At 66.7% G+C, this 20573-nt stretch carries 19 protein-coding genes; 14 read left to right on the forward strand and 5 right to left on the reverse strand.

Translation table 11 applies throughout. The annotated features are described in order from the left end of the window. The first annotated feature begins 26 nt into the window (after positions 1-26). From murD to lpxC, 10 genes are all read left to right on the forward strand, one after another. Positions 27-1535 (forward strand): UDP-N-acetylmuramoyl-L-alanine--D-glutamate ligase, encoded by a 1509-nt coding sequence (gene murD / locus DIE03_RS26730; RefSeq protein ID WP_124455305.1) that lies wholly within the window; start codon positions 27-29, stop codon positions 1533-1535. Continuing rightward, entirely contained in the window at positions 1532-2815 is a 1284-nt protein-coding gene (gene ftsW / locus DIE03_RS26735; protein WP_124455306.1) for a putative lipid II flippase FtsW, read from the forward strand. The genes murD and ftsW overlap by 4 nt, the downstream gene beginning before the upstream one ends. Further along, a complete protein-coding gene (gene murG, locus DIE03_RS26740) occupies positions 2812-3915 on the forward strand; it encodes an undecaprenyldiphospho-muramoylpentapeptide beta-N-acetylglucosaminyltransferase (protein WP_124455307.1) in 1104 nt (367 codons plus the stop codon). Before ftsW ends, murG begins: the two co-directional genes overlap by 4 nt. Next, the gene (gene murC / locus DIE03_RS26745; RefSeq protein WP_124455308.1) at positions 3912-5309 is read left to right on the forward strand and encodes a UDP-N-acetylmuramate--L-alanine ligase; all 1398 of its coding nucleotides are present in this window, start codon (positions 3912-3914) and stop codon (positions 5307-5309) included. The genes murG and murC overlap by 4 nt, the downstream gene beginning before the upstream one ends. Positions 5310-5393: 84 nt before the next feature. Continuing rightward, positions 5394-6335 carry a D-alanine--D-alanine ligase gene (locus tag DIE03_RS26750; RefSeq protein WP_124455309.1) on the forward strand — a complete coding sequence of 314 codons (942 nt, stop codon included), beginning with the start codon at positions 5394-5396 and terminating at the stop codon, positions 6333-6335. A gap of 19 nt (positions 6336-6354) precedes the next feature. Next, entirely contained in the window at positions 6355-7107 is a 753-nt protein-coding gene (locus DIE03_RS26755) for a cell division protein FtsQ/DivIB (RefSeq protein WP_006477014.1), read from the forward strand. Positions 7108-7133: 26 nt separating this feature from the next. Further along, on the forward strand, positions 7134-8366 hold the full coding sequence (gene ftsA / locus DIE03_RS26760; RefSeq protein WP_006487138.1) for a cell division protein FtsA: 1233 nt from the start codon (positions 7134-7136) through the stop codon (positions 8364-8366). A 111-nt stretch (positions 8367-8477) separates the two neighbouring features. Continuing rightward, on the forward strand, positions 8478-9674 hold the full coding sequence (gene ftsZ, locus DIE03_RS26765) for a cell division protein FtsZ (RefSeq protein WP_021159911.1): 1197 nt from the start codon (positions 8478-8480) through the stop codon (positions 9672-9674). Positions 9675-9862: 188 nt separating this feature from the next. After that, positions 9863-10369 (forward strand): peroxiredoxin, encoded by a 507-nt coding sequence (locus tag DIE03_RS26770; protein WP_124455310.1) that lies wholly within the window; start codon positions 9863-9865, stop codon positions 10367-10369. 240 nt (positions 10370-10609) lie between these two features. After that, on the forward strand, positions 10610-11527 hold the full coding sequence (gene lpxC / locus DIE03_RS26775; RefSeq protein WP_124455311.1) for a UDP-3-O-acyl-N-acetylglucosamine deacetylase: 918 nt from the start codon (positions 10610-10612) through the stop codon (positions 11525-11527). 81 nt (positions 11528-11608) lie between these two features. Here lpxC and DIE03_RS26780 read toward each other — a convergent pair whose 3' ends face one another. Next, positions 11609-12085, reverse strand: coding sequence for a DUF721 domain-containing protein (locus DIE03_RS26780; RefSeq protein ID WP_124455312.1), 477 nt, complete (start codon positions 12083-12085; stop codon positions 11609-11611). Positions 12086-12341: 256 nt separating this feature from the next. Between DIE03_RS26780 and secA the strand changes: the two genes are divergently transcribed. The 4 genes from secA to DIE03_RS26800 all read left to right on the forward strand — a co-directional run bounded on the left by secA (position 12342) and on the right by DIE03_RS26800 (position 17857). Beyond that, positions 12342-15143 (forward strand): preprotein translocase subunit SecA, encoded by a 2802-nt coding sequence (gene secA, locus DIE03_RS26785; RefSeq protein WP_124455313.1) that lies wholly within the window; start codon positions 12342-12344, stop codon positions 15141-15143. 143 nt (positions 15144-15286) lie between these two features. Further along, positions 15287-16528, forward strand: a complete 1242-nt coding sequence (argJ, locus tag DIE03_RS26790; RefSeq protein ID WP_124455314.1) for a bifunctional glutamate N-acetyltransferase/amino-acid acetyltransferase ArgJ — start codon at positions 15287-15289, stop codon at positions 16526-16528. Between the two features lie 19 nt (positions 16529-16547). Then, positions 16548-17417 (forward strand): ATP-binding protein, encoded by an 870-nt coding sequence (locus DIE03_RS26795; RefSeq protein ID WP_124455315.1) that lies wholly within the window; start codon positions 16548-16550, stop codon positions 17415-17417. Then, positions 17414-17857 (forward strand): NUDIX domain-containing protein, encoded by a 444-nt coding sequence (locus tag DIE03_RS26800; RefSeq protein ID WP_039353126.1) that lies wholly within the window; start codon positions 17414-17416, stop codon positions 17855-17857. The genes DIE03_RS26795 and DIE03_RS26800 overlap by 4 nt, the downstream gene beginning before the upstream one ends. Before the next feature lie 60 nt (positions 17858-17917). Here the strand turns inward: DIE03_RS26800 and DIE03_RS26805 are convergent, their stop codons facing one another. The 4 genes from DIE03_RS26805 to DIE03_RS26820 form a co-directional block, all read right to left on the reverse strand. After that, complete coding sequence (locus tag DIE03_RS26805) at positions 17918-18118, reverse strand: DNA gyrase inhibitor YacG (protein ID WP_059506884.1); 201 nt, start codon at positions 18116-18118, stop codon at positions 17918-17920. Between the two features lie 28 nt (positions 18119-18146). After that, the gene (gene zapD, locus DIE03_RS26810) at positions 18147-18902 is read right to left on the reverse strand and encodes a cell division protein ZapD (RefSeq protein ID WP_034186363.1); all 756 of its coding nucleotides are present in this window, start codon (positions 18900-18902) and stop codon (positions 18147-18149) included. A 109-nt stretch (positions 18903-19011) separates the two neighbouring features. After that, entirely contained in the window at positions 19012-19620 is a 609-nt protein-coding gene (coaE, locus tag DIE03_RS26815) for a dephospho-CoA kinase (RefSeq protein ID WP_124455316.1), read from the reverse strand. Between the two features lies 1 nt (position 19621). Further along, positions 19622-20533, reverse strand: coding sequence for an A24 family peptidase (locus tag DIE03_RS26820; RefSeq protein ID WP_124455317.1), 912 nt, complete (start codon positions 20531-20533; stop codon positions 19622-19624). Positions 20534-20573 lie beyond the last annotated feature (40 nt).

Genomic DNA, 20573 nt, shown 5'->3' on the forward strand with positions numbered 1-20573 from the left:
GAAAGGTAACAAGGATGTCTGGCGAGATGTTTGGAGATCGGCAACGGCCGATGGTGCTCGTACTGGGGCTCGGTGAATCGGGTCTCGCGATCGCGCGATGGTGCGCGAGGCACGGGTGCCGGCTGCGTATTGCCGATACCCGCGAGGCGCCGCCGAACCTTGCCGCGCTGCAGGCCGAAGGCATTGATGCGGAATTCGTCGGCGGCGCGTTCACGCCCGCACTGCTCGACGGCGGCATCGAGATCGTCGGGCTGAGCCCCGGGCTGTCGCCGCTGGAGCCGGCACTCGCGGCGCTGGTCACGGCCGCGAACGAGCGCGGTATCGCGGTGTGGGGCGAGCTGGAATTCTTCGCGCAGGCGCTGCGCGCGCTCGGCACGAGCGGCTACCAGCCGAAGGTGCTCGCGATCACCGGCACCAACGGCAAGACCACGACGACGAGCCTCACGGGCCTGCTGTGCCAGCGCGCGGGCCGGAAGGTCGCGGTCGCGGGCAACATCAGCCCGGCCATGCTCGACCGGCTCGCGAACGCGATCGACGAAACGGCGCTGCCCGACGTGTGGGTGCTCGAACTGTCGAGCTTCCAGCTCGAGACCGCACGCACGTTCGCGCCCGACGCGGCCGCGATCCTCAACATCACGCAGGACCACCTCGATTGGCACGGCAGCTTCGACGCGTATGCGCAGGCAAAGGGCCGGATCTTCGGCGCGACGACCACGCGCGTGCTGAACCGCGACGATGCGGCCGTGATGAAGTTCGCGCCGGCAGCCGGGGCGGCCGACGCGCCGCGCACGGTCACGTTCGGCCTGAACGAACCGGTGCAGGACGGCGACTACGGGCTGTCGCGCGACAACGGCATCGCGTGGTTGGTGGAAGCCGTCGATCGCGACGCGCCGGATGAAGTGACGACGACCCGCCGGCGCAAGCGCGATGCGCATACGCCCGACATCGCGCAGAAGCGCCTGATGCCGGCCGACGCGCTGCGGATTCGCGGCCTGCACAACGCGGCGAACGCGCTGGCCGCATTCGCGCTCGCACGCGCGATCGACCTGCCGGCAGCACCGCTGCTGCACGCGCTGCGCGAATACCGCGGCGAAGCGCATCGCGTCGAAGTGATCGCGACGATCGACGACGTCGACTACGTCGACGACAGCAAGGGCACCAACGTCGGTGCGACAGTGGCCGCGCTCGACGGGCTCGCCCAGAAGATCGTGCTGATCGCGGGCGGCGACGGCAAGGGCCAGGATTTCGCGCCGCTGGTCGCGCCGGTCGCACGCTGGTGCCGCGCGGTGATGTTGATCGGCCGCGACGCGCCGGCGATCCGCGATACGCTCGCCGAAACCGGCGTGCCGCTCGCCGACCACGCGACGCTCGAAGGTGCGGTGCACGCGGCGGCCGACCTCGCGGAGCCGGGCGATGCGGTGCTGCTGTCGCCCGCATGCGCGAGCCTCGACATGTTCAGGAACTACGCCCATCGCGCGGATGTGTTCCGCGCGGCGGTCGACGAAATCGCCATCGACAAAGGAGCGACGCCATGAGCTGGTCCGATCGCCTCGTCTCCCGTTTCAACGACCGGCGCGACACCGGCGGCAATGCCGCGGGCGGTCGCGTCGCATCGGCCACGCGCGCCGCGACGGGCGGCCTCGCGAGCGTCGTCAACGGCGTGCGCCCGAGCCGTTCGCGGATGCTCGACTTCGACTACTCGCTGTTGTGGGTCGCGATCGCGCTGCTCGGGCTCGGCGTCGTGATGGTGTATTCGGCGTCGATCGCGATGCCCGATTCGCCGAAATACGCGGCGTATCACGATTACGCGTTCCTGATGCGCCACTGCATCTCGCTCACCGTCGCGTTCATCGGGGCGGTGATCGCGTTCCGCGTGCCGGTGTCGACGTGGGACAAGTACGCGCCGCATCTCTTCCTGATCGCGCTCGTCGGTCTCGTGATCGTGCTGATCCCGCACGTCGGCAAGGGCGTGAACGGTGCGCGCCGCTGGATTCCGCTCGGCATCACGAACATGCAGCCGTCGGAAATCATGAAGCTCGCGGTGACGATCTACGCGGCGAACTACACGGTGCGCAAGCAGGAATACATGCAGAGCTTCGCGAAGGGCTTCCTGCCGATGGCATTCGCGGTTGGCCTGGTCGGTGCGCTGCTGCTGCTCGAGCCGGACATGGGTGCGTTCATGGTGGTCGCCGCGATCGCGATGGGCGTGCTGTTCCTCGGCGGCGTGAACGGCAAGCTGTTCGGCGGCCTCGTCGCGACGGCGGTCGGCACGTTCACGATGCTCGTGTGGCTGTCGCCGTGGCGTCGTGAGCGGATCTTCGCGTATCTGGATCCGTGGGACGAGCGCTACGCGCAGGGCAAGGCCTACCAGCTCACGCATTCGCTGATCGCATTCGGTCGCGGCGAGTGGTTCGGCGTCGGCCTCGGCGGCAGCGTCGAGAAGCTGAACTACCTGCCCGAAGCGCATACCGACTTCATCCTCGCGGTGATCGGCGAGGAACTCGGCTTCGTCGGCGTGCTGGTCGTGATCCTGCTGTTCTACTGGATCGTGCGCCGCGCGTTCGAGATCGGCCGTCAGGCGCTCGCGCTCGACCGCACGTTCGCGGGCCTGATGGCGAAGGGCATCGGCATCTGGTTCGGCGCGCAGACGTTCATCAACATGGGCGTGAACCTCGGGCTGCTGCCGACCAAGGGCCTGACGCTGCCGCTCGTGAGCTACGGCGGCTCGGGAATTTTGCTGAACTGCGTCGCGCTCGCGGTGCTGCTGCGGGTCGACTATGAGAACCGGGTGCTGATGCGCGGAGGGAAGGTATGACCGCGTCGCAACGCACGCTGATGGTGATGGCAGGCGGCACCGGGGGCCACGTGTTCCCGGGGCTCGCGGTCGCGCACCGGATGGAAGCGGCGGGCTGGCGCGTCGTATGGCTCGGCAATCCGGCCGGGATGGAAGCGACGCTCGTGCCGAAGCACGGCATTCCGATGGAATACGTGCGGTTCGGCGGGCTGCGCGGCAAGGGCCTGAAGACCAAGCTGACGCTGCCGGTCAACCTGCTGCGCGCCTGCTGGCAAAGCCTCGGCGCGCTGCGCCGCGTGCGGCCGGACGTCGTGCTCGGGATGGGCGGCTACATCACGTTCCCGGCGGGCGTGATGACCGCGCTGTCGGGGCGCCCGCTCGTGCTGCATGAACAGAATTCGATCGCGGGGCTGACGAACAAGGTGCTCGCGAAACTCGCGAAGCGCGTGCTCGTCGCGTTCCCCGGCGCGCTGCCGCACGCGGAATGGACGGGTAACCCGATTCGCGCGGAACTTGCGCGCACGGAACCGCCCAAAGCACGCTATGCGTCGCGCAGCGGCCCGCTGAACGTGCTGGTCGTCGGCGGCAGCCTCGGTGCGGCCGCGCTGAACGAAGTCGTGCCGCGCGCGCTGGCGCTGCTGACGCCGGGCGAGCGCCCGCGCGTCGTGCACCAGGCCGGCGTGAAGCACATCGAGGCATTGAAGACGAATTACGAAGCGGCCGGTTTCGCGGCCGGCGAAGACGTGCGGCTCGTGCCGTTCATCGACGACATGGCGGCCGCGTATGCGGCGGCGGATCTGGTGATCTGCCGGTCGGGCGCGATGACGGTGTCGGAGATCGCGGCGGTGGGCGTGGCGGCGCTGTTCGTGCCGTTCCCGTACGCGGTCGACGATCACCAGACGACCAATGCCGCGTTCCTCGCCGATGCGGGCGCGGCCGTGCTGGTGCAACAACGCGACCTGTCGGCGGAACTGCTTGCCGACTGGCTGCGCGGCCAATCGCGGGCGTCGCTCGCGGACATGGCGGAACGTTCGCGCTCGCTGGCGAAGCCCGAGGCTACCGACGAAGTCGCGCGCGTGTGCGCGAAGGCGGCCGGCGCGAACCTGGAAACACTGCAATGAAACACATCGTCAAACACATTCATTTCGTCGGGATCGGCGGCGCGGGCATGAGCGGCATCGCCGAAGTGCTCGTCAACCTCGGCTACGAGGTCAGCGGCTCGGACCTGTCGCGCAATGCGGTGACCGATCGCCTCCAGGCGCTCGGTGCACGGATCGCGATCGGCCACGACGCGGCGAATATCGAAGGCGCGAACGCGGTCGTCGTGTCGACGGCCGTGCGCTCGGACAACCCGGAAGTGCTCGCCGCGCGCCACCAGGGCGTGCCGATCGTGCAGCGCGCGGTGATGCTCGCGGAACTGATGCGCCTGAAGCAGGGGATCGCGATCGCCGGCACGCACGGCAAGACCACGACGACGAGCCTCGTCGCGAGCGTGCTCGCGGCGGGCGGCCTCGATCCGACCTTCGTGATCGGCGGCCGGCTGATCAGCGCCGGCGCGAATGCGCGGCTCGGCACGGGCGACTTCATCGTCGCCGAAGCCGACGAGTCGGATGCGTCGTTCCTGAACCTGTATCCGGTGATCGAAGTCATCACGAACATCGACGCCGACCACATGGATACCTACGGCCACGATTTCGCGCGGCTCAAGCAGGCGTTCATCGAATTCACGCAGCGCCTGCCGTTCTACGGCAGCGCGGTCGTTTGCGTCGACGATCCGAACGTGCGCCAGATCATCCCGTTCATCTCGAAGCCGGTCGTGCGCTACGGCCTGTCGCCGGACGCGCAGGTGCGCGCGGAAGACATCGACGCGCGCGACGGCCGGATGCACTTCACGGTGATTCGCGAAGGGCGCGCGCCGCTCGCGGTCGTGCTGAACATGCCGGGCCTGCACAACGTGCAGAACGCGCTTGCGGCGATCGCGATCGCAACCGATCTCGGTGTGTCGGACGACGCGATCCAGCTGGCCCTGGCGGAATTCAATGGCGTCGGCCGGCGCTTCCAGCGTTACGGCGAGGTGCCGACCGCGGACGGCGGCCAGTACACGCTGATCGACGACTACGGCCATCACCCGGTCGAGATGGCCGCGACGATCGCGGCCGCACGCGGCGCGTTTCCGGGCCGCCGCCTCGTGCTGGCGTTCCAGCCGCACCGCTACACGCGCACGCGCGATTGCTTCGACGATTTCGTCAACGTGCTGTCGACGGTCGATGCGCTGGTGCTGACGGAAGTCTACGCGGCCGGCGAAGCGGCGATTCCGACGGCCAGCGGCGACGCGCTGTCGCGTGCGCTACGCGCGGTGGGCAAGGTCGACCCGGTGTTCGTCGCGACGGTCGACGACGTGCCGGACGCATTGGCGAAGGTCGCGCAGAACGGCGACGTGGTGATCACGATGGGTGCGGGTTCGATCGGCGGCGTGCCGGCGAAGCTCGTGCAACACACACAACAGAAGGCATGACATGAAACGACCCCCACGCTCACTTCGTTCGCTGCCCCCCGCGGGGGCGGTCAGCCTCCTTGGGGCGGCCCGGCGGAGGCTGACATGAGCGGAATCGATCCGAAACGTTTCGGCAAGGTGGCGGTGTTGTTCGGCGGCGAATCCGCCGAGCGCGAGGTGTCGCTGACCTCGGGCCGCCTCGTGCTGCAGGGCCTGCGTGACGCGGGCGTCGATGCGCATCCGTTCGACCCGGCCGAACGGCCGCTGTCGGCGCTGAAGGACGAAGGTTTCGTGCGCGCGTTCAACGCGCTGCACGGCGGCTACGGCGAGAACGGCCAGATCCAGGGCGCGCTCGATTTCTACGGCATCCGCTACACGGGCAGCGGCGTGCTCGGTTCGGCGCTCGGCCTCGACAAGTTCCGCACGAAGCTCGTGTGGCAGCAGACGGGCGTGCCGACGCCGCCGTTCGAGACGGTGATGCGCGGCGACGACCTGGCCGCGCGCGCGACCGACATCGTCGCGAAGCTCGGCCTGCCGCTGTTCGTGAAGCCGGCGAGCGAAGGCTCGAGCGTCGCGGTGCTGAAGGTGAAGACGGCCGACGCGCTGCCGGCTGCGCTCGCGGAAGCCGCGACGCACGACAAGATCGTGATCGTCGAGAAGAGCATCGAAGGCGGCGGCGAATACACCGCGTGCATCGCCGGCGATCTCGACCTGCCGCTGATCAAGATCGTGCCGGCGGGCGAGTTCTACGACTACCACGCGAAGTACGTCGCCGACGATACGCAGTACCTGATCCCGTGCGGCCTGCCGGCCGAACAGGAAGCGGAACTGAAGCGCATCGCGCGCCGCGCGTTCGACGTGCTCGGCTGCACCGACTGGGGCCGGGCGGATTTCATGCTCGACGCGGCCGGCAATGCGTATTTCCTGGAAGTGAACACGGCCCCCGGGATGACCGACCACTCGCTGCCGCCGAAGGCCGCGCGCGCGGTCGGCATCGGCTATTCGGAGCTGGTCGTGAAGGTGCTGTCGCTCACGCTCAACGACTGACGCAGGAACGGAACGACGTATGTGGAACAACGTTCGCCAACTCAACCTTGCCGCCAGCGCGCTGTATGCGCTGCTGCTGCTCGTGTTGGCGGCGGCCGGCTGCTACTGGCTGATCCAGCGCCCGACTTTCGCGCTGCGGGAAATCCGGATCGACGGCGATACCGAGCACATCAACTCGCCGACGGTGCGCGCGGGCGTGGTCGGCCGGCTGAAGGGCAATTTCTTCACGGTCGATCTCGATACGGCGCGCGCCGCTTTCGAGCAGATGCCGTGGGTGCGTCATGCGAGCGTGCGCCGGGTGTGGCCGAATGCGCTGGCTGTCACGCTGGAGGAGTACAAACCGCTCGGGACCTGGGGCAGCGATCAGCTGGTGAGCGTCGACGGCGAGCTGTTCACCGCGAACCAGGGCGAGCTGGAGCAGGAGCTGCCGGCGTTCGACGGCCCGGAAGGCAGTGCGAAGGAAGTCGTCACGCGGTATCGCGACTTCGGGAAATGGTTTGCGCCGCTGAAGGCGGCGCCGGAAGAAGTGACGCTGTCGGCGCGGTACGCGTGGACGGTGAAGCTGTCGAACGGCATGCAGGTCGAGCTGGGCAAGGAACGCAACAGCGACACGCTGCATGACCGGAGCCAGCGCCTGGTTGCCGCCTGGCCGGCCGTCACGGAGCGTTGGGGCAACGACATCGAGTACGCGGACCTGCGTTATCCGAACGGATTCGCGATTCGCGCGGCAGGCATGCGGTTCCTGACCGATACCGACAAGCGCAAGAAGTAACGAGAGATCACACGCAAGAGCACTTTATGAGCAAAGACTACAAGGATCTGCTGGTTTCCCTCGACATCGGCACGTCGAAGGTGGTGGCCATCGTCGCCGAGCTGAAGGGCGAGGGTCACTACGAGGTGATCGGTCTCGGCCAGAGCGAGTCGAAGGGTCTGAAGAAAGGTGTGGTGGTCAACATCGAGGCCACCGTGCAGTCGATCCAGCGCGCGCTCGAGGAAGCCGAGCTGATGGCCGACTGCAAGATCACCAACGTGTTCACGGGGATCGCGGGCAGCCACATCCGCAGCTTCAACTCGAGCGGGATGGTCGCGATCAAGGACAAGGAAGTCACGCAGACGGACGTCGCGCGCGTGATCGAGACCGCGAAGGCGATCAACATCCCGACCGACCAGCAGGTGCTGCACATCCTCACGCAGGAATTCATCATCGACGGCCAGGAAGACGTGCGCGAGCCGATCGGGATGAGCGGGATCCGCCTCGAAGTGAAGGTGCACATCGTGACGGGCGCGGTGAGCGCCGCGCAGAACATCGTCAAGTGCGTGCGCCGCTGCGGGCTGGAAGTGAACGACCTGATCCTGCAGCCGCTCGCGTCGTCGCTGGCGGTGCTGACCGAAGACGAGAAGGATCTCGGCGTGGTGCTGGTCGACATCGGCGGCGGCACGACGGACATCGCGATCTTCGCCGAAGGCGCGATCCGCCACACCGCGGTGATCCCGATCGCCGGCGACCAGATCACGAGCGACATCGCGATGGCGCTGCGCACGCCGACGCCGGATGCGGAAGACATCAAGGTCGGCTACGGGATCGCGAAGCAGGCGCTCGCCGATCCGGACGAAATGGTCGAAGTGCCGGGCCTCGGCGAACGCGGCCCGCGCACGCTGTCGCGCCAGGCGCTCGCGGCCGTGATCGAGCCGCGCGTCGAGGAACTGTTCTCGCTCGTGCAGCAGGTCGTGCGCGAGTCGGGTTACGAAGAACTCCTGAGCTCCGGCGTGGTCATTACCGGCGGCGCGTCGATGATGCCCGGCATGGTCGAGCTCGGCGAAGACATTTTCCTGAAACCGGTGCGCATCGGCGCGCCGGAATATGCAGGCGGCCTCTCCGACGTCGTGCGCAATCCGCGCTACTCGACGGCGATGGGGCTGCTCGTCGAAGGCAGTGCCCAGCGCATGCGCGGCCGCAAGGTCGCCGTGCAGTCCGGCAACGCGGGGCAGGTGTTCTCGCGGATGAAGGAATGGTTCCTGAGCAACTTCTGACGAATCGAATCGAAATTCGCGCTGGTGCCGGCGGCTGGCGCGCGACAGGGGGTTGCCCGATCTCCTGCCGAATAACGGCCGAGTAGCAGTCATTCTCTTGACGGAGGCAACATGGAATTCGAAATGCTGGAAACCGAAACCAACGGCACCATCATCAAGGTGGTCGGCGTTGGCGGCGCTGGCGGCAATGCCGTTCAGCACATGATCAACCGCGGCGTGCAGGGCGTCGACTTCATCGTGATGAACACGGACGCTCAAGCGCTGTCGCGTTCGCGTGCATCGTCGGTGATCCAGCTTGGCAACACGGGGCTCGGCGCCGGTGCGAAGCCGGAAATGGGGCGTGCGGCAGCGGAAGAAGCGCGTGAGCGCATCGCCGACGCACTGCGCGGCGCGCACATGGTGTTCATCACCGCCGGCATGGGCGGCGGCACGGGCACGGGCGCGGCACCGGTGGTCGCGCAGATCGCGAAGGAGATGGGCATCCTGACGGTGGGTGTCGTCAGCAAGCCGTTCGAGTTCGAAGGCGGCAAGCGCATGCGCGTCGCTGAAGCAGGCTCGCAGCAACTGGAGGATCACGTCGACTCGCTGATCGTCGTTCTGAACGACAAGCTGTTCGACGTGATGGGCGACGACGCCGAGATGGACAAGTGCTTCCAGTGCGCGGACGACGTGTTGAACAACGCGGTGGCAGGCATCGCGGAAATCATCAACGTCGACGGCCTCGTGAACGTCGACTTCGAAGACGTGAAGACGGTGATGGGCGAGCAGGGCAAGGCGATGATGGGCACGGCGACGGTTGCCGGCGTCGATCGCGCACGCCTCGCGGCGGAACAGGCCGTGGCGAGCCCGCTGCTCGAAGGCGTCGATCTGTCGGGCGCGCGCGGCGTGCTGGTCAACATCACGTCGAGCCGTTCGCTGCGCCTGTCGGAAACGCGCGAAGTGATGAACACGATCAAGAGCTACGCGGCGGAAGACGCGACGGTGATCTTCGGTGCGGTGTACGACGACGCAATGGGCGATGCGCTGCGCGTGACGGTCGTGGCAACGGGTCTGGGCCGTGCGGCGAAGAAGCAGCAGTCGGCACCGATGACGCTGCTGCGCACGGGTACGGACAACCAGCCGGTCAGCGCGGTGTCGCACGGCTATGCACCGGCTCATCACGTCAGCACGGCGGACTACGGCGCGCTCGATACGCCGGCAGTGTGGCGCAATTCGCGCGAAACCGCGGCATCGCACGTGCAGGCGCTGCAGGAGAAGGGTGTCGACACGTACGACATCCCGGCTTTCCTGCGCAAGCAGGCTGACTGACGCAAACACAGGCGAAGCCGCGGCGAAACTGCCGCGGTATCGCCGGCGTGACGGATGCTACGGACCACGACAGGCCGCGTCGGCTGCGACGCCGGGCCGGGAAACGTGCCCTCTTCGCTCAGGCGGGGCGGGATGGGCCGTGCTGTCCGCAACACGCTGAAAAACCGTATCGCTATGAGGGACCAGCCATGATTCAAGTGGGCGACGCGCTGCCCGACGCGCAATTGTTCGAGTTCATCGACGACGCGCGCGAAGGGTGCACGCTGGGGCCGAACGCCTTCAGCGTGCGCGACCAGGTTGCGGGAAAGCGGGTGGTGATCTTCGGATTGCCGGGCGCGTTCACGCCGACCTGCTCGGCGCAGCATGTACCGGGCTATGTCGAACACGCCGAGCAATTGCGCACGGCGGGTATCGACGAGATCTGGTGCGTGTCCGTCAACGACGCATTCGTGATGGGCGCATGGGGACGTGATCTGCACACCGCGGGCAAGGTGCGCATGATGGCGGACGGCAGCGCGGCTTTCACTCATGCGCTGGGGCTGACACAGGATTTGTCCGCGCGTGGCATGGGAATTCGTTCCCTGCGCTACGCGATGGTGATTGACGGCGGTGTGGTCAAGACGCTGGCCGTCGAGGCGCCAGGCAAATTCGAAGTGAGCGATGCGGCGAGTGTTCTCGCGACGTTGACGTCCTGATCGTGCGGTGCGCCGTTGCCTGCCGGCAACGCTGCTCACCGGCCTCAGGGCAGTTGTAACACGGGCTGATGACCGGAAACGCCTCCGTTCCGGACATCGGCCCGTCCCGTATCGGCGCGGGTAAACTGTCGAAACAGATTGATACGCAGTTTCAAACAGCGTTGAATAGGGAATTACGCTATAATCCCGCCTATCGAATATAACTCCTGATTGATGTTTTCAATCAAGACGAAGAACACCATGTTGAAGCAGCGCACCATCAAGTCCATCGTCAAGACCGTGGGTATCGGTGTCCACTCGGGTCACAAGATCGAGTTGACGCTCCGTCCCGCCGCACCTGGCACGGGCATCGTCTTTTCACGTGTCGACCTGCCCACGCCGGTCGACATTCCCGCATCGGCGATGTCGATCGGCGATACGCGGCTCGCGTCGGTGCTGCAGAAGGATGGCGTGCGCGTGTCGACCGTCGAGCACCTGATGTCCGCGTGCGCGGGCCTCGGCATCGACAACCTGTACGTCGACGTGACGGCCGAGGAAATCCCGATCATGGACGGCAGCGCGGCCACGTTCGTGTTCCTGATCCAGTCCGCCGGCATCGAGGAGCAGAACGCGCCGAAGCGCTTCATCAAGGTGAAGAAGCCGGTCGAAATCCGTGACGGCGACAAGTTCGCGCGTCTCGATCCGTATTTCGGCTTCAAGCTGAAGTTCTCGATCGATTTCCGCCACCCGGCTGTCGACAAGACGGGCCAGGAGCTCGAAGTCGATTTCGCGACCACGTCGTACGTGCGCGAGATCGCGCGTGCGCGTACGTTCGGCTTCGCGCACGAAGCCGAGATGCTGCGCGAGATCGGCCTGGCGCGCGGCGGCAGCATGGACAACGCGATCGTGCTCGACGAGTACCGCATCCTGAACAACGACGGGCTGCGCTACGACGACGAATTCGTGAAGCACAAGATGCTCGACGCGATCGGCGACCTGTACGTGATCGGTCATCCGCTGCTGGCGTCGTACACCGCGTACAAGTCGGGCCACGGCCTGAACAACGCGTTGCTGCGCGAGCTGCTCGAGCACGAAGACGCGTACGAGATCGTGACGTTCGACGATCCGCAGGCTGCGCCGAAGGGCTTCGCGTTCGACGCGCAGACCGCCTTCGCGTGACCGGCGTTCAGCGCAAGCGATGAAGAAAGCGACCCTCGGGTCGCTTTTTTGTTGGCTGGCCGCCGCCTGCGGCCGGTGCCGTCAACGCGGCTTCGCGCCATGCCGGGCGGCCATGCGCGCAAGCGCGTCCTGCAGCGGCGACGGTTCGAGGTGATCGGCGAGATCGCGCAACGCGGCGGCTCCGACCGAGGTCATCCGCGCCTGCTTCACGTGCGGCGGCTCCGGCGCGTCCTTCGGCCGCACGCGTACGCGCAGCGTAGCGACGGCCCAGCCGCGCTTCTGGAGATCGCCGAGCAGCCGCGGCTCGACCTGTCGCAACCGGGCAGCCAGTGCATTGTGCGCGGCAAAGAGGGTCAGGGTCCCATCCTTGATGAAGCCCGGTTCGACATGATTCGCGAGGTATTCGGGCAGGAGCGCGGCGAGGTCGCGCTGCAGCGACGCGATCTGCTCGACGCCGGCGCGCAACGCCGTGAACGCGTCGGTGCGGCCGAGCACTTCCGACACGGGTTGCGGGCGATAGGCGGCGAGCGGGCCGAAACGCTTGGAAAATCGGTTCATCGAGGCTTTCTTCGGGCGCGCACGCGCGCGGAGGTTGCTGCCGATTGTACCCGCGCCGGCCCGTGCCCGGGCGGCTTTCGCCCCGCCGGCCCAGCCCTCGCCGTGCAGCGCCGGTCCCGCCGAGACACGGGCGCATGCTTCCCCGCGTGCTAAAATTCACCGTTTGAGTCCACTAATTCGCTAAGCCGCCGAGGCTCGGGCGCCGGGGCGCGCAACACGCGCCGGGCGCCGGTGCTGCGACGCAGGATCCGATCCGATGACAACCGGTTTTCTCCAGAAAATTTTTGGCAGCCGCAACCAGCGGCTCGTCAAGCAATACCAAAAGACCGTCACGACGATCAATGCGCTCGAAACGCAGATCGAGAAGCTGACGGACGACCAGTTGCGCGGCAAGACGGACGAATTCCGCCAGCGGGTCGCGGCCGGCGAGTCGCTCGACAAGCTGTTGCCCGAGGCGTTCGCGGTCTGTCGCGAGGCCAGCCGTCGCGTGCTGAAGATGCGGCACTTCGACGTGCAGATGATCGGCGGCATGGTGCTCCACTACGGCAAGATCGCGGAAATGCGCACCGGCGAGGGCAAGACGCTCGTCGCGACGCTGCCCGTGTACCTGAATGCGCTGGCCGGCCGCGGCGTGCACGTCGTGACCGTCAACGACTACCTCGCGCAGCGTGACGCCGAATGGATGGCGCGCCTCTACAACTTCCTGGGTCTGTCGGTCGGCATCAACCTGTCCGGCATGGAGCATGACCAGAAGCAGCAGGCCTACGCGGCGGACATCACGTACGGCACGAACAACGAGTTCGGCTTCGACTACCTGCGCGACAACATGGTCTACGAGACCGACGCGCGCGTGCAGCGGGCACTGAATTTTGCAGTCGTCGACGAAGTGGACTCGATCCTGATCGACGAGGCGCGTACGCCGCTGATCATTTCGGGCCAGGCCGAGGATCACACCGAACTGTACGTGCGGATGAACGCACTGCCGCCGCTGCTCGAGCGCCAGATCGGCGAAGAGAAGGCCGACGGCACGGGTGTCGAGAAGCCGGGCGACTACACGCTCGACGAGAAGGCACGCCAGGTGTTCCTGACGGAATCGGGCCACGAGAAGGCCGAGCGCCTGCTCGCCGAATGGGGCCTGATCGGCGAGGGCGAGAGCCTGTACGCGCCGCAGAACATCACGCTGATGCACCACGTGTACGCGGCGCTGCGCGCACACACGCTGTTCCACAAGGATCAGCACTACGTCGTGCAGAACGGCGAAGTGGTCATCGTCGACGAATTCACGGGCCGCCTGATGGCCGGCCGCCGCTGGTCCGACGGCCTGCACCAGGCCGTCGAGGCGAAGGAACACGTGAAGATCCAGAGCGAGAACCAGACGCTCGCGTCGATCACGTTCCAGAACTACTTCCGGATGTACGCAAAGCTGGCCGGCATGACCGGTACCGCGGACACCGAGGCATACGAATTCAACGAGATCTACGGTCTCGAGACGGTCGTGATCCCGACCAACCGTCCGCCGAAGCGGATCGACAAGCAGGACCAGATCTACAAGACGGCCAAGGAGCGCTATGACGCGGTGATCCGCGACATCCGCGACTGCTACGAACGCGGCCAGCCGGTGCTGGTCGGCACGACGTCGATCGAGAACTCCGAGCTGCTGTCGCACCTGCTGAAGCAAGCAGGGCTGCCGCACGAAGTGCTGAACGCGAAGCAGCACGAGCGCGAAGCGGCGATCGTCGCGGAAGCCGGCCGTCCGAAACGCGTGACGATCGCGACCAACATGGCCGGTCGCGGTACCGACATCGTGCTCGGCGGCAACGCCGAGAAGCAGGCTGCGTTCATCGAGGCCGACGAGGCGATCCCGGCCGACGAAAAGGCGCGCCGCATCCAGCAGCTGCACGACGAGTGGGAAACGCTGCACGAGCAGGTGAAGGCCGCCGGCGGCCTGCACATCATCGGCACCGAGCGCCATGAATCGCGCCGGATCGACAACCAGCTGCGCGGCCGTGCGGGCCGCCAGGGCGATCCGGGCTCGTCGCGCTTCTACCTGTCGCTCGACGATCCGCTGCTGCGCATCTTCGCGGGCGACCGCGTGCGCTCGATCATGGATCGCCTGAAGATGCCGGAAGGCGAGGCGATCGAGGCCGGCATCGTCACGCGGTCGATCGAATCGGCGCAGCGCAAGGTCGAAGCGCGCAACTTCGACATCCGCAAGCAGCTGCTCGAATACGACGACGTGTCGAACGACCAGCGCAAGGTGATCTACCAGCAGCGCAACGAGCTGCTCGAAGCGCACGACATCACCGAGACGATCACGGCAATGCGTCACGGCGTGATCACCGAAGTCGTCCGCCAGTTCGTGCCGGAAGGCAGCATCGAAGAGCAGTGGGACGTGCCCGAGCTCGAAGAAGCGCTGCGCAACGACTGGCAGCTCGACCTCGCGATCCAGGAAATGGTGAACGAGTCGTCGTCGATCACGGCCGAGGAAATTCTCGATGCCGTGATGACGGCCGCCGACGAGCAGTACGAGAGCAAGGTCGCGATGGTCGGCCGCGAATCGTTCAGCGCGTTCGAGCGCTCGGTGATGCTGCAGACGGTCGACCGCCTGTGGCGCGAACACCTCGCGGCACTCGACCACCTGCGCCAGGGCATCCACCTGCGCGGTTATGCGCAGAAGAATCCGAAGCAGGAATACAAGCGCGAGGCGTTCGAACTGTTCGCCGCGATGCTCGAGGCGATCAAGCAGGAAGTCACGCGCGTCGTGATGAACGTGCAGATCCAGTCGCCGGAGCAGCTCGAGGAAGCCGCCGAGCAGATCGAGGAGCGCGGCGCCGGTCATCTCGAAAACGTCGAGTACCAGCATGCCGACTACGCGGAATCCGGTGCGCCGGTGGCGAACGTCGCGGCTGCCGCGGCGGCCACGGCAACGGCCGACATGGTCGGCAGCGCGATGACGCACAGCGGCCCCGGCGGCGAAATGCCGAAGGTCGGCCGCAACGACCCGTGCCCGTGCGGCAGCGGCAAGAAGTACAAGCAGTGTCACGGGAAGCTGTCATGATCGACGGCGGCGCGCGTCACGCGTGCCGCTTCGCTGCAGCTTCGAGTGACTGACGTGAGTTGCGGCGGCCCGCGCGTGCGGCCGCCGGTTCTTCCAATCGATGCCGGCACATGCCGGCATTTTCCATCCGGCAGGTGTGCCCCATGGCTGTCAATTTTCCGTCGATCGATCCCGCCCAACTGCATCCCGTCGCCGGCGTCACGCTCGGCTGGGCGGAAGCGAATATCCGCAAGCCGAATCGCAAGGACGTGCTGGTCATCTCCGTCGACGAAGGCGCGACGGTCGCGGGCGTGTTCACCGAAAACCGTTTCTGCGCCGCGCCTGTCACGGTTTGCCGCGAGCATCTGGCGAAGGTGCGCGCGGGCGGCGCGGGCATCCGCGCGCTCGTCGTGAATACGGGCAATGCGAACGCGGGCACCGGCGAGCCGGGCCTCGTGAACGCCCGTGAAACCTGCACGGGGCTTGCCCGCCTCGCAGGCATCGAGCCGGCGCAGGTGCTGCCGTTCTCGACCGGCGTGATCCTCGAGCCGCTGCCGATCGACCGCCTGAAGGCCGGCCTGCCTGCCGCGCTCGCGAACCGCAAGGCCGCGAACTGGTTCGATGCCGCGCAGGCGATCATGACGACCGACACGCTGCCGAAGGCCACGTCGCGTCAGGTGACGATCGACGGCCACACGGTCACGCTCACGGGCATCAGCAAGGGCGCGGGCATGATCAAGCCGAACATGGCGACGATGCTCGGCTTCCTCGCATTCGACGCGAACGTCGCGCAGCCGGTGCTCGACACGCTCGTGAAGGAAGTGGCCGACCGCTCGTTCAACTGCATCACGATCGACGGCGATACGTCGACGAACGACTCGTTCATCCTGATCGCATCGGGCAAGAGCTCGCTACCGGCCGTCACGTCGACCGATTCGCCGGCCTATGCGGCACTGCGCGACGCGGTGACCGAAGTCGCACAGGTGCTGTCGCAGCTGATCGTGCGCGACGGCGAAGGCGCGACGAAATTCATGACGGTGCAGGTCGAAGGCGGCAAGAGCGTTGCCGAATGCCGCCAGATCGCCTATGCGATCGGCCATTCGCCGCTCGTGAAGACGGCTTTCTACGCATCCGACCCCAACCTCGGCCGGATTCTCGCGGCGATCGGCTATGCGGGCGTCGCGGATCTCGACGTCGGCAAGATCGACCTCTATCTCGACGACGTGCTCGTCGCGAAGGCGGGCGGCCGTAACCCGGCCTACCAGGAAGAGGACGGCCAGCGCGTGATGAAGCAGAGCGAGATCACGATCCGCGTGCTGCTCGGCCGCGGCGACGCGCAGGCCACCATCTGGACGTGCGACCTGTCGCACGATTACGTGAGCATCAACGCGGACTACCGCTCCTGATCGGGAGCGTTCGAACGACATGGACAAGCTTGAACAGTTTCTGACGCGCGCCGAAGCGCTGCTCGGCCGTCTCGAGGGGATGCTGCCGCCCGCGCCGGCGGCCGTCGACTGGAACGCCGCCCACGCATTCCGCTGGCGCAAGCGCCAGGGGCGCGGCTACCTGCAGCCGGTGCCGGCCGTGTCGTCGATCACGCTCGGCGACCTGCACAACATCGATCGCCAGAAAGGGCTGATCGAGCAGAACACGCGGCAGTTCGTGCAGCGCAAGCCGGCCAACAACGTGCTGCTGACCGGCGCGCGCGGTACCGGCAAGTCGTCGCTGATCAAGGCATGCCTGAACGCGTATGCGCAGGACGGGCTGCGCCTGATCGAAGTCGACAAGGACGACCTGCACGATCTCGGCGACATCGTCGACCTGATCTCGCAGCGTCCCGAGCGGTTCATCGTGTTCTGCGACGACCTGTCGTTCGAGGACGGCGAATCGGGCTACAAGGCGCTGAAGGTCGCGCTCGACGGCTCGATCGCCGCGCAGTCGGACAACGTGCTGATCTACGCGACGTCGAACCGCCGCCATCTGCTGCCCGAGTACATGAGCGACAACGAGTCGTACAAGCATCTCCCGGACGGCGAGATTCACCCCGGCGAAGTCGTCGAGGAGAAGATCTCGCTGTCGGAGCGCTTCGGCCTGTGGGTCAGCTTCTATCCGTTCAAGCAGGACGACTATCTCGACATCGTCGCGCACTGGCTGCGCCATTTCGGCTGCCCCGACGTGGAGATCGAGACCGCGCGCGGCGACGCGCTCGTGTGGGCGCTCGAGCGCGGTTCGCGCTCGGGCCGCGTGGCGTGGCAGTTCGCGCGCGACTGGTCGGGCCGCAAGGAGCAGGCATGAGCGCGGATCTCGCACAAGGCGCCGTGCGCGCACCGGATGGCCGCAAGGTGACGGAAGTCGCGGTTGGCGTGATGGTTCAGCCGGACGGCAGTTACCTGCTCGCGCAACGCCTGCAGGGCAAGCCGTATGAAGGTTACTGGGAGTTCCCGGGCGGCAAGCTGGAGGCCGGCGAAAGCGTCGAGGACGCGCTCGCGCGCGAACTCCACGAGGAACTCGGCATCGAGGTCACGGCCAGCCATCGCTGGCACACGCTCGAGCACGATTATCCGCATGCGTACGTGCGGCTTTATTTCTGCAAGGTGACGGGCTGGACGGGCGAGCCGCACAGCAAGGAAGGGCAGGCGTTCGTGTGGCAGCAATTGCCGGTCGCCGTCGCGCCGCTGTTGCCGGCGGCGCTGCCGGTGCTCGAATTGCTCGAGAAGGAAGCGGCGTCGAACTGACGCCGTGGCGGCCTGCCGGAAAGGCGGGCCATATCGCCGGCGGGCGGTGCTACGCGCCGCTCAGCTGTCGCGACGGCCGTCCGTGCCGTCTTCTTCCGACGATGGGCCCTCGTCCGAGGCGCCGCCGATCCGGTACTTTTCCGCGGCCCATGCGCCGAGGTCGAGCTGCTTGCAGCGGGCCGAACAGAAGGGACGGAACTTGTTTTCAGGCGTCCAGCGCACTTCTGCGCCGCACGAAGGACATTTCACGACGGTAGTCATACGAAAGCGTTGAACCGGCACACGGCCGTTACAGATTGCACAGTGTCAGATGGAACGGCACGTCGATGTCCACCGCGCGCGGCCGCACATCGCCGTCCTGCATGGTGAACCGTACCCACAGCATGTATTTGTTGGCGCTCGCTTCGGGAATGACGCGCAGTTCCGGCGGCACGCGTACCTGCATCAGCTGGTAGGTGCGGCCCGACAGCATCTGCTGGTAGCTGCCCTGCATCGCCATCACCTTCGACGCCTGGCCCGATTCGCGCGCGAGCCGCAGCACGATCGACGCGGCGTCGCGCAGCGGCAGCATCGGCAGGATCCACTTCGCGATGTCCTGGCGCCGCTGCTCGGCGGGCCATTGCTGCCACGCGTAGTACGACGGCAGGTCGAACTTGCACGTGCCGCCGGGAATCACCGCGCGGCTGCGGATACTGGCGAGCCATTCGTTGTCGACGAGGTGCTGGCCGGTCTTGCCCTGCATCTGCGCGAGATTGGCCAGCGTCTGCTCGATTTCGCCGAGCACGGCTTCGAGCGCGTTCTGCTCGATGCCCGGATTGCCGCGAAAGGGGGCGAGCGTCTGGCGTTGACGTTCGAGCTCCTTCATCAGATCCGATTTCAGGTCCGCGCGGCCCGTTACCTCGGCGATTTCGAACAGCGTCGTCAGCGCGACGTGGTGTTCACGCGGGTCCTCCTGAGCCAAAAAGAACGCGAAGCGCTCGAAGAGATCTTCGAGGCGCAACAGCGTGCGAATTCGCTCGTTGAACGGATACTCGTAAAGAATCAAGCGCGCTCGCCTCTTGGGTAGGGATTGAAACAATGCAGGACATTCTAATGCTCACTCTCTACCCTAGCAACGCGCCAATTTCGTGCACCATCACGATTGCGCGCAATGCTCAGTGCGCGGCGGCCGCGAGCGCGACATAGCGTTGGTGCAGTGCATCGACCCGCGCGGCGAGTGCATCGGGCGTAACCGAGTCGTTGACGATCACGTCGTCGGCCGCCGCGAGACGGGCTTCGCGCGTCGCCTGTCGCGCGATGATCGCCTCGACCTGCTCGCGCGTGAAGCCGTTGCGCCGCATCACGCGTGCGATCTGCGTTTCGACCGGGCAGTCGACGACGAGCACGCGATCGCTGCGCGTTTTCCAGTTGCCTGACTCGACGAGCAGCGGCACGACGAACATCACGTACGGGCCCTGCGCTTCGCGTGCCTCGCGATCGGTTTCCGCACGGATCAGCGGATGCGTGATCGCTTCGAGGCGCCGGCGTGCGTCGTCGTCGCTGAAGATCAGCGTGCGCATCTTCGCGCGATCGAGCGAGCCGTCGGCGGCCACGAAGTCGCGGCCGAACGCTTGTTCGATCGCGGCCATCGCGAGGCCGCCGGGAGCCGTGATGCGGTGGGCGATCAGGTCGGTATCGACCAGCGACGCGCCGCGTGCGCCGAACAGGTCGGCGACGGTCGTCTTGCCGCTGCCGATGCCGCCCGTGAGTCCTACTGCAAACATGTCAGCCTCCGAGCGCGAAATAGAACGGCGTGCCGAAAAACAGCGTCGCAACGCCGCCGGCCGCGAGGAACGGGCCGAACGGAATCGGCTCCTCGAAGCGCATGCGGCCGCGCCAGGTCGCGACGAGCCCGACGATGGCGCCCGTTACCGCCGCGAACAGCACGACTTGCGGCAGCGCGGCCCAGCCCATCCACGCGCCGAGTGCGGCCAGCAGCTTCAGGTCGCCGAAGCCGATGCCCTCGATGCCGCGCAGCCATTTGAACAGCCAGTAGATCGACCACAGGAACAGGTAGCCGGCCATCGCACCGATCACGGCCGAGCGCAGCGACGTGAACGTCCCGCCGAGATTCAGCACGAGCCCGGCCCAGAGCAGCGGCAGCGTCATCGAGTCGGGCAGGTAGCCCGTGCGGATGTCGATCGCGCTCATCGCGAGCAGCGCCGCACACAGCGCAAACGCGGCAAGCCCGGCGACGGTCGGGCCGAATGCCGCGAGCGAGCCCGCGGCGAGCAGCGCACACACGAGCTCGACGAGCGGATAGCGGAGGCTGATCGCGTGGCCGCAGCGGCGGCAGCGCCCGCGCAGCATCAGATAGCTGACGAGCGGGATGTTTTCCCAGGCGCGCAGCACGTGGCCGCAATGCGGGCATGCGCTGCGCGGGCGCCACAGATCGTAGTGCGGCGGATAGCCGTCGTCGGGCGCGGCGCTCGCGTTGCCGGTCGCTTCGTCGATCTCGGCCTGCCACGCGCGCTGCATCATCACGGGCAGCCGGTGCACGACCACGTTCAGGAAGCTGCCGACGCACAGGCCGATGATGACCGCGAACGCATACTGCAGCGCGGGCGGCAGCATCGCCAGTGCGAGCAGCGTGCGCTCGGGCGAATCGGGAACGGCGGGCAGGGGCACGGGCGTCATGAGGCTCAAGGTTCGGGCTTAAAAGGCGACAGAATCGGTT

Origin of the sequence: Burkholderia sp. Bp8992 (genome assembly GCF_003853705.1) — a bacterium.
Taxonomy (GTDB): domain Bacteria; phylum Pseudomonadota; class Gammaproteobacteria; order Burkholderiales; family Burkholderiaceae; genus Burkholderia.

Bases quoted from the DNA above. Each gene is read 5' to 3' on its own strand.
- DIE03_RS26770 (WP_124455310.1), top strand. From the start codon at position 9,863: ATGATTCAAGTGGGCGACGCGCTGCCCGACGCGCAATTGTTCGAGTTC.
- DIE03_RS26820 (WP_124455317.1), bottom strand. From the start codon at position 20,533: ATGACGCCCGTGCCCCTGCCCGCCGTTCCCGATTCGCCCGAGCGCACG.
- coaE (WP_124455316.1), bottom strand. From the start codon at position 19,620: ATGTTTGCAGTAGGACTCACGGGCGGCATCGGCAGCGGCAAGACGACC.
- murG (WP_124455307.1), top strand. From the start codon at position 2,812: ATGACCGCGTCGCAACGCACGCTGATGGTGATGGCAGGCGGCACCGGG.
- DIE03_RS26750 (WP_124455309.1), top strand. From the start codon at position 5,394: ATGAGCGGAATCGATCCGAAACGTTTCGGCAAGGTGGCGGTGTTGTTC.
- ftsA (WP_006487138.1), top strand. From the start codon at position 7,134: ATGAGCAAAGACTACAAGGATCTGCTGGTTTCCCTCGACATCGGCACG.
- DIE03_RS26795 (WP_124455315.1), top strand. From the start codon at position 16,548: ATGGACAAGCTTGAACAGTTTCTGACGCGCGCCGAAGCGCTGCTCGGC.
- murD (WP_124455305.1), top strand. From the start codon at position 27: ATGTTTGGAGATCGGCAACGGCCGATGGTGCTCGTACTGGGGCTCGGT.
- DIE03_RS26755 (WP_006477014.1), top strand. From the start codon at position 6,355: ATGTGGAACAACGTTCGCCAACTCAACCTTGCCGCCAGCGCGCTGTAT.
- ftsZ (WP_021159911.1), top strand. From the start codon at position 8,478: ATGGAATTCGAAATGCTGGAAACCGAAACCAACGGCACCATCATCAAG.
- secA (WP_124455313.1), top strand. From the start codon at position 12,342: ATGACAACCGGTTTTCTCCAGAAAATTTTTGGCAGCCGCAACCAGCGG.
- DIE03_RS26800 (WP_039353126.1), top strand. From the start codon at position 17,414: ATGAGCGCGGATCTCGCACAAGGCGCCGTGCGCGCACCGGATGGCCGC.
- lpxC (WP_124455311.1), top strand. From the start codon at position 10,610: ATGTTGAAGCAGCGCACCATCAAGTCCATCGTCAAGACCGTGGGTATC.
- argJ (WP_124455314.1), top strand. From the start codon at position 15,287: ATGGCTGTCAATTTTCCGTCGATCGATCCCGCCCAACTGCATCCCGTC.
- DIE03_RS26805 (WP_059506884.1), bottom strand. From the start codon at position 18,118: ATGACTACCGTCGTGAAATGTCCTTCGTGCGGCGCAGAAGTGCGCTGG.
- ftsW (WP_124455306.1), top strand. From the start codon at position 1,532: ATGAGCTGGTCCGATCGCCTCGTCTCCCGTTTCAACGACCGGCGCGAC.
- murC (WP_124455308.1), top strand. From the start codon at position 3,912: ATGAAACACATCGTCAAACACATTCATTTCGTCGGGATCGGCGGCGCG.
- DIE03_RS26780 (WP_124455312.1), bottom strand. From the start codon at position 12,085: ATGAACCGATTTTCCAAGCGTTTCGGCCCGCTCGCCGCCTATCGCCCG.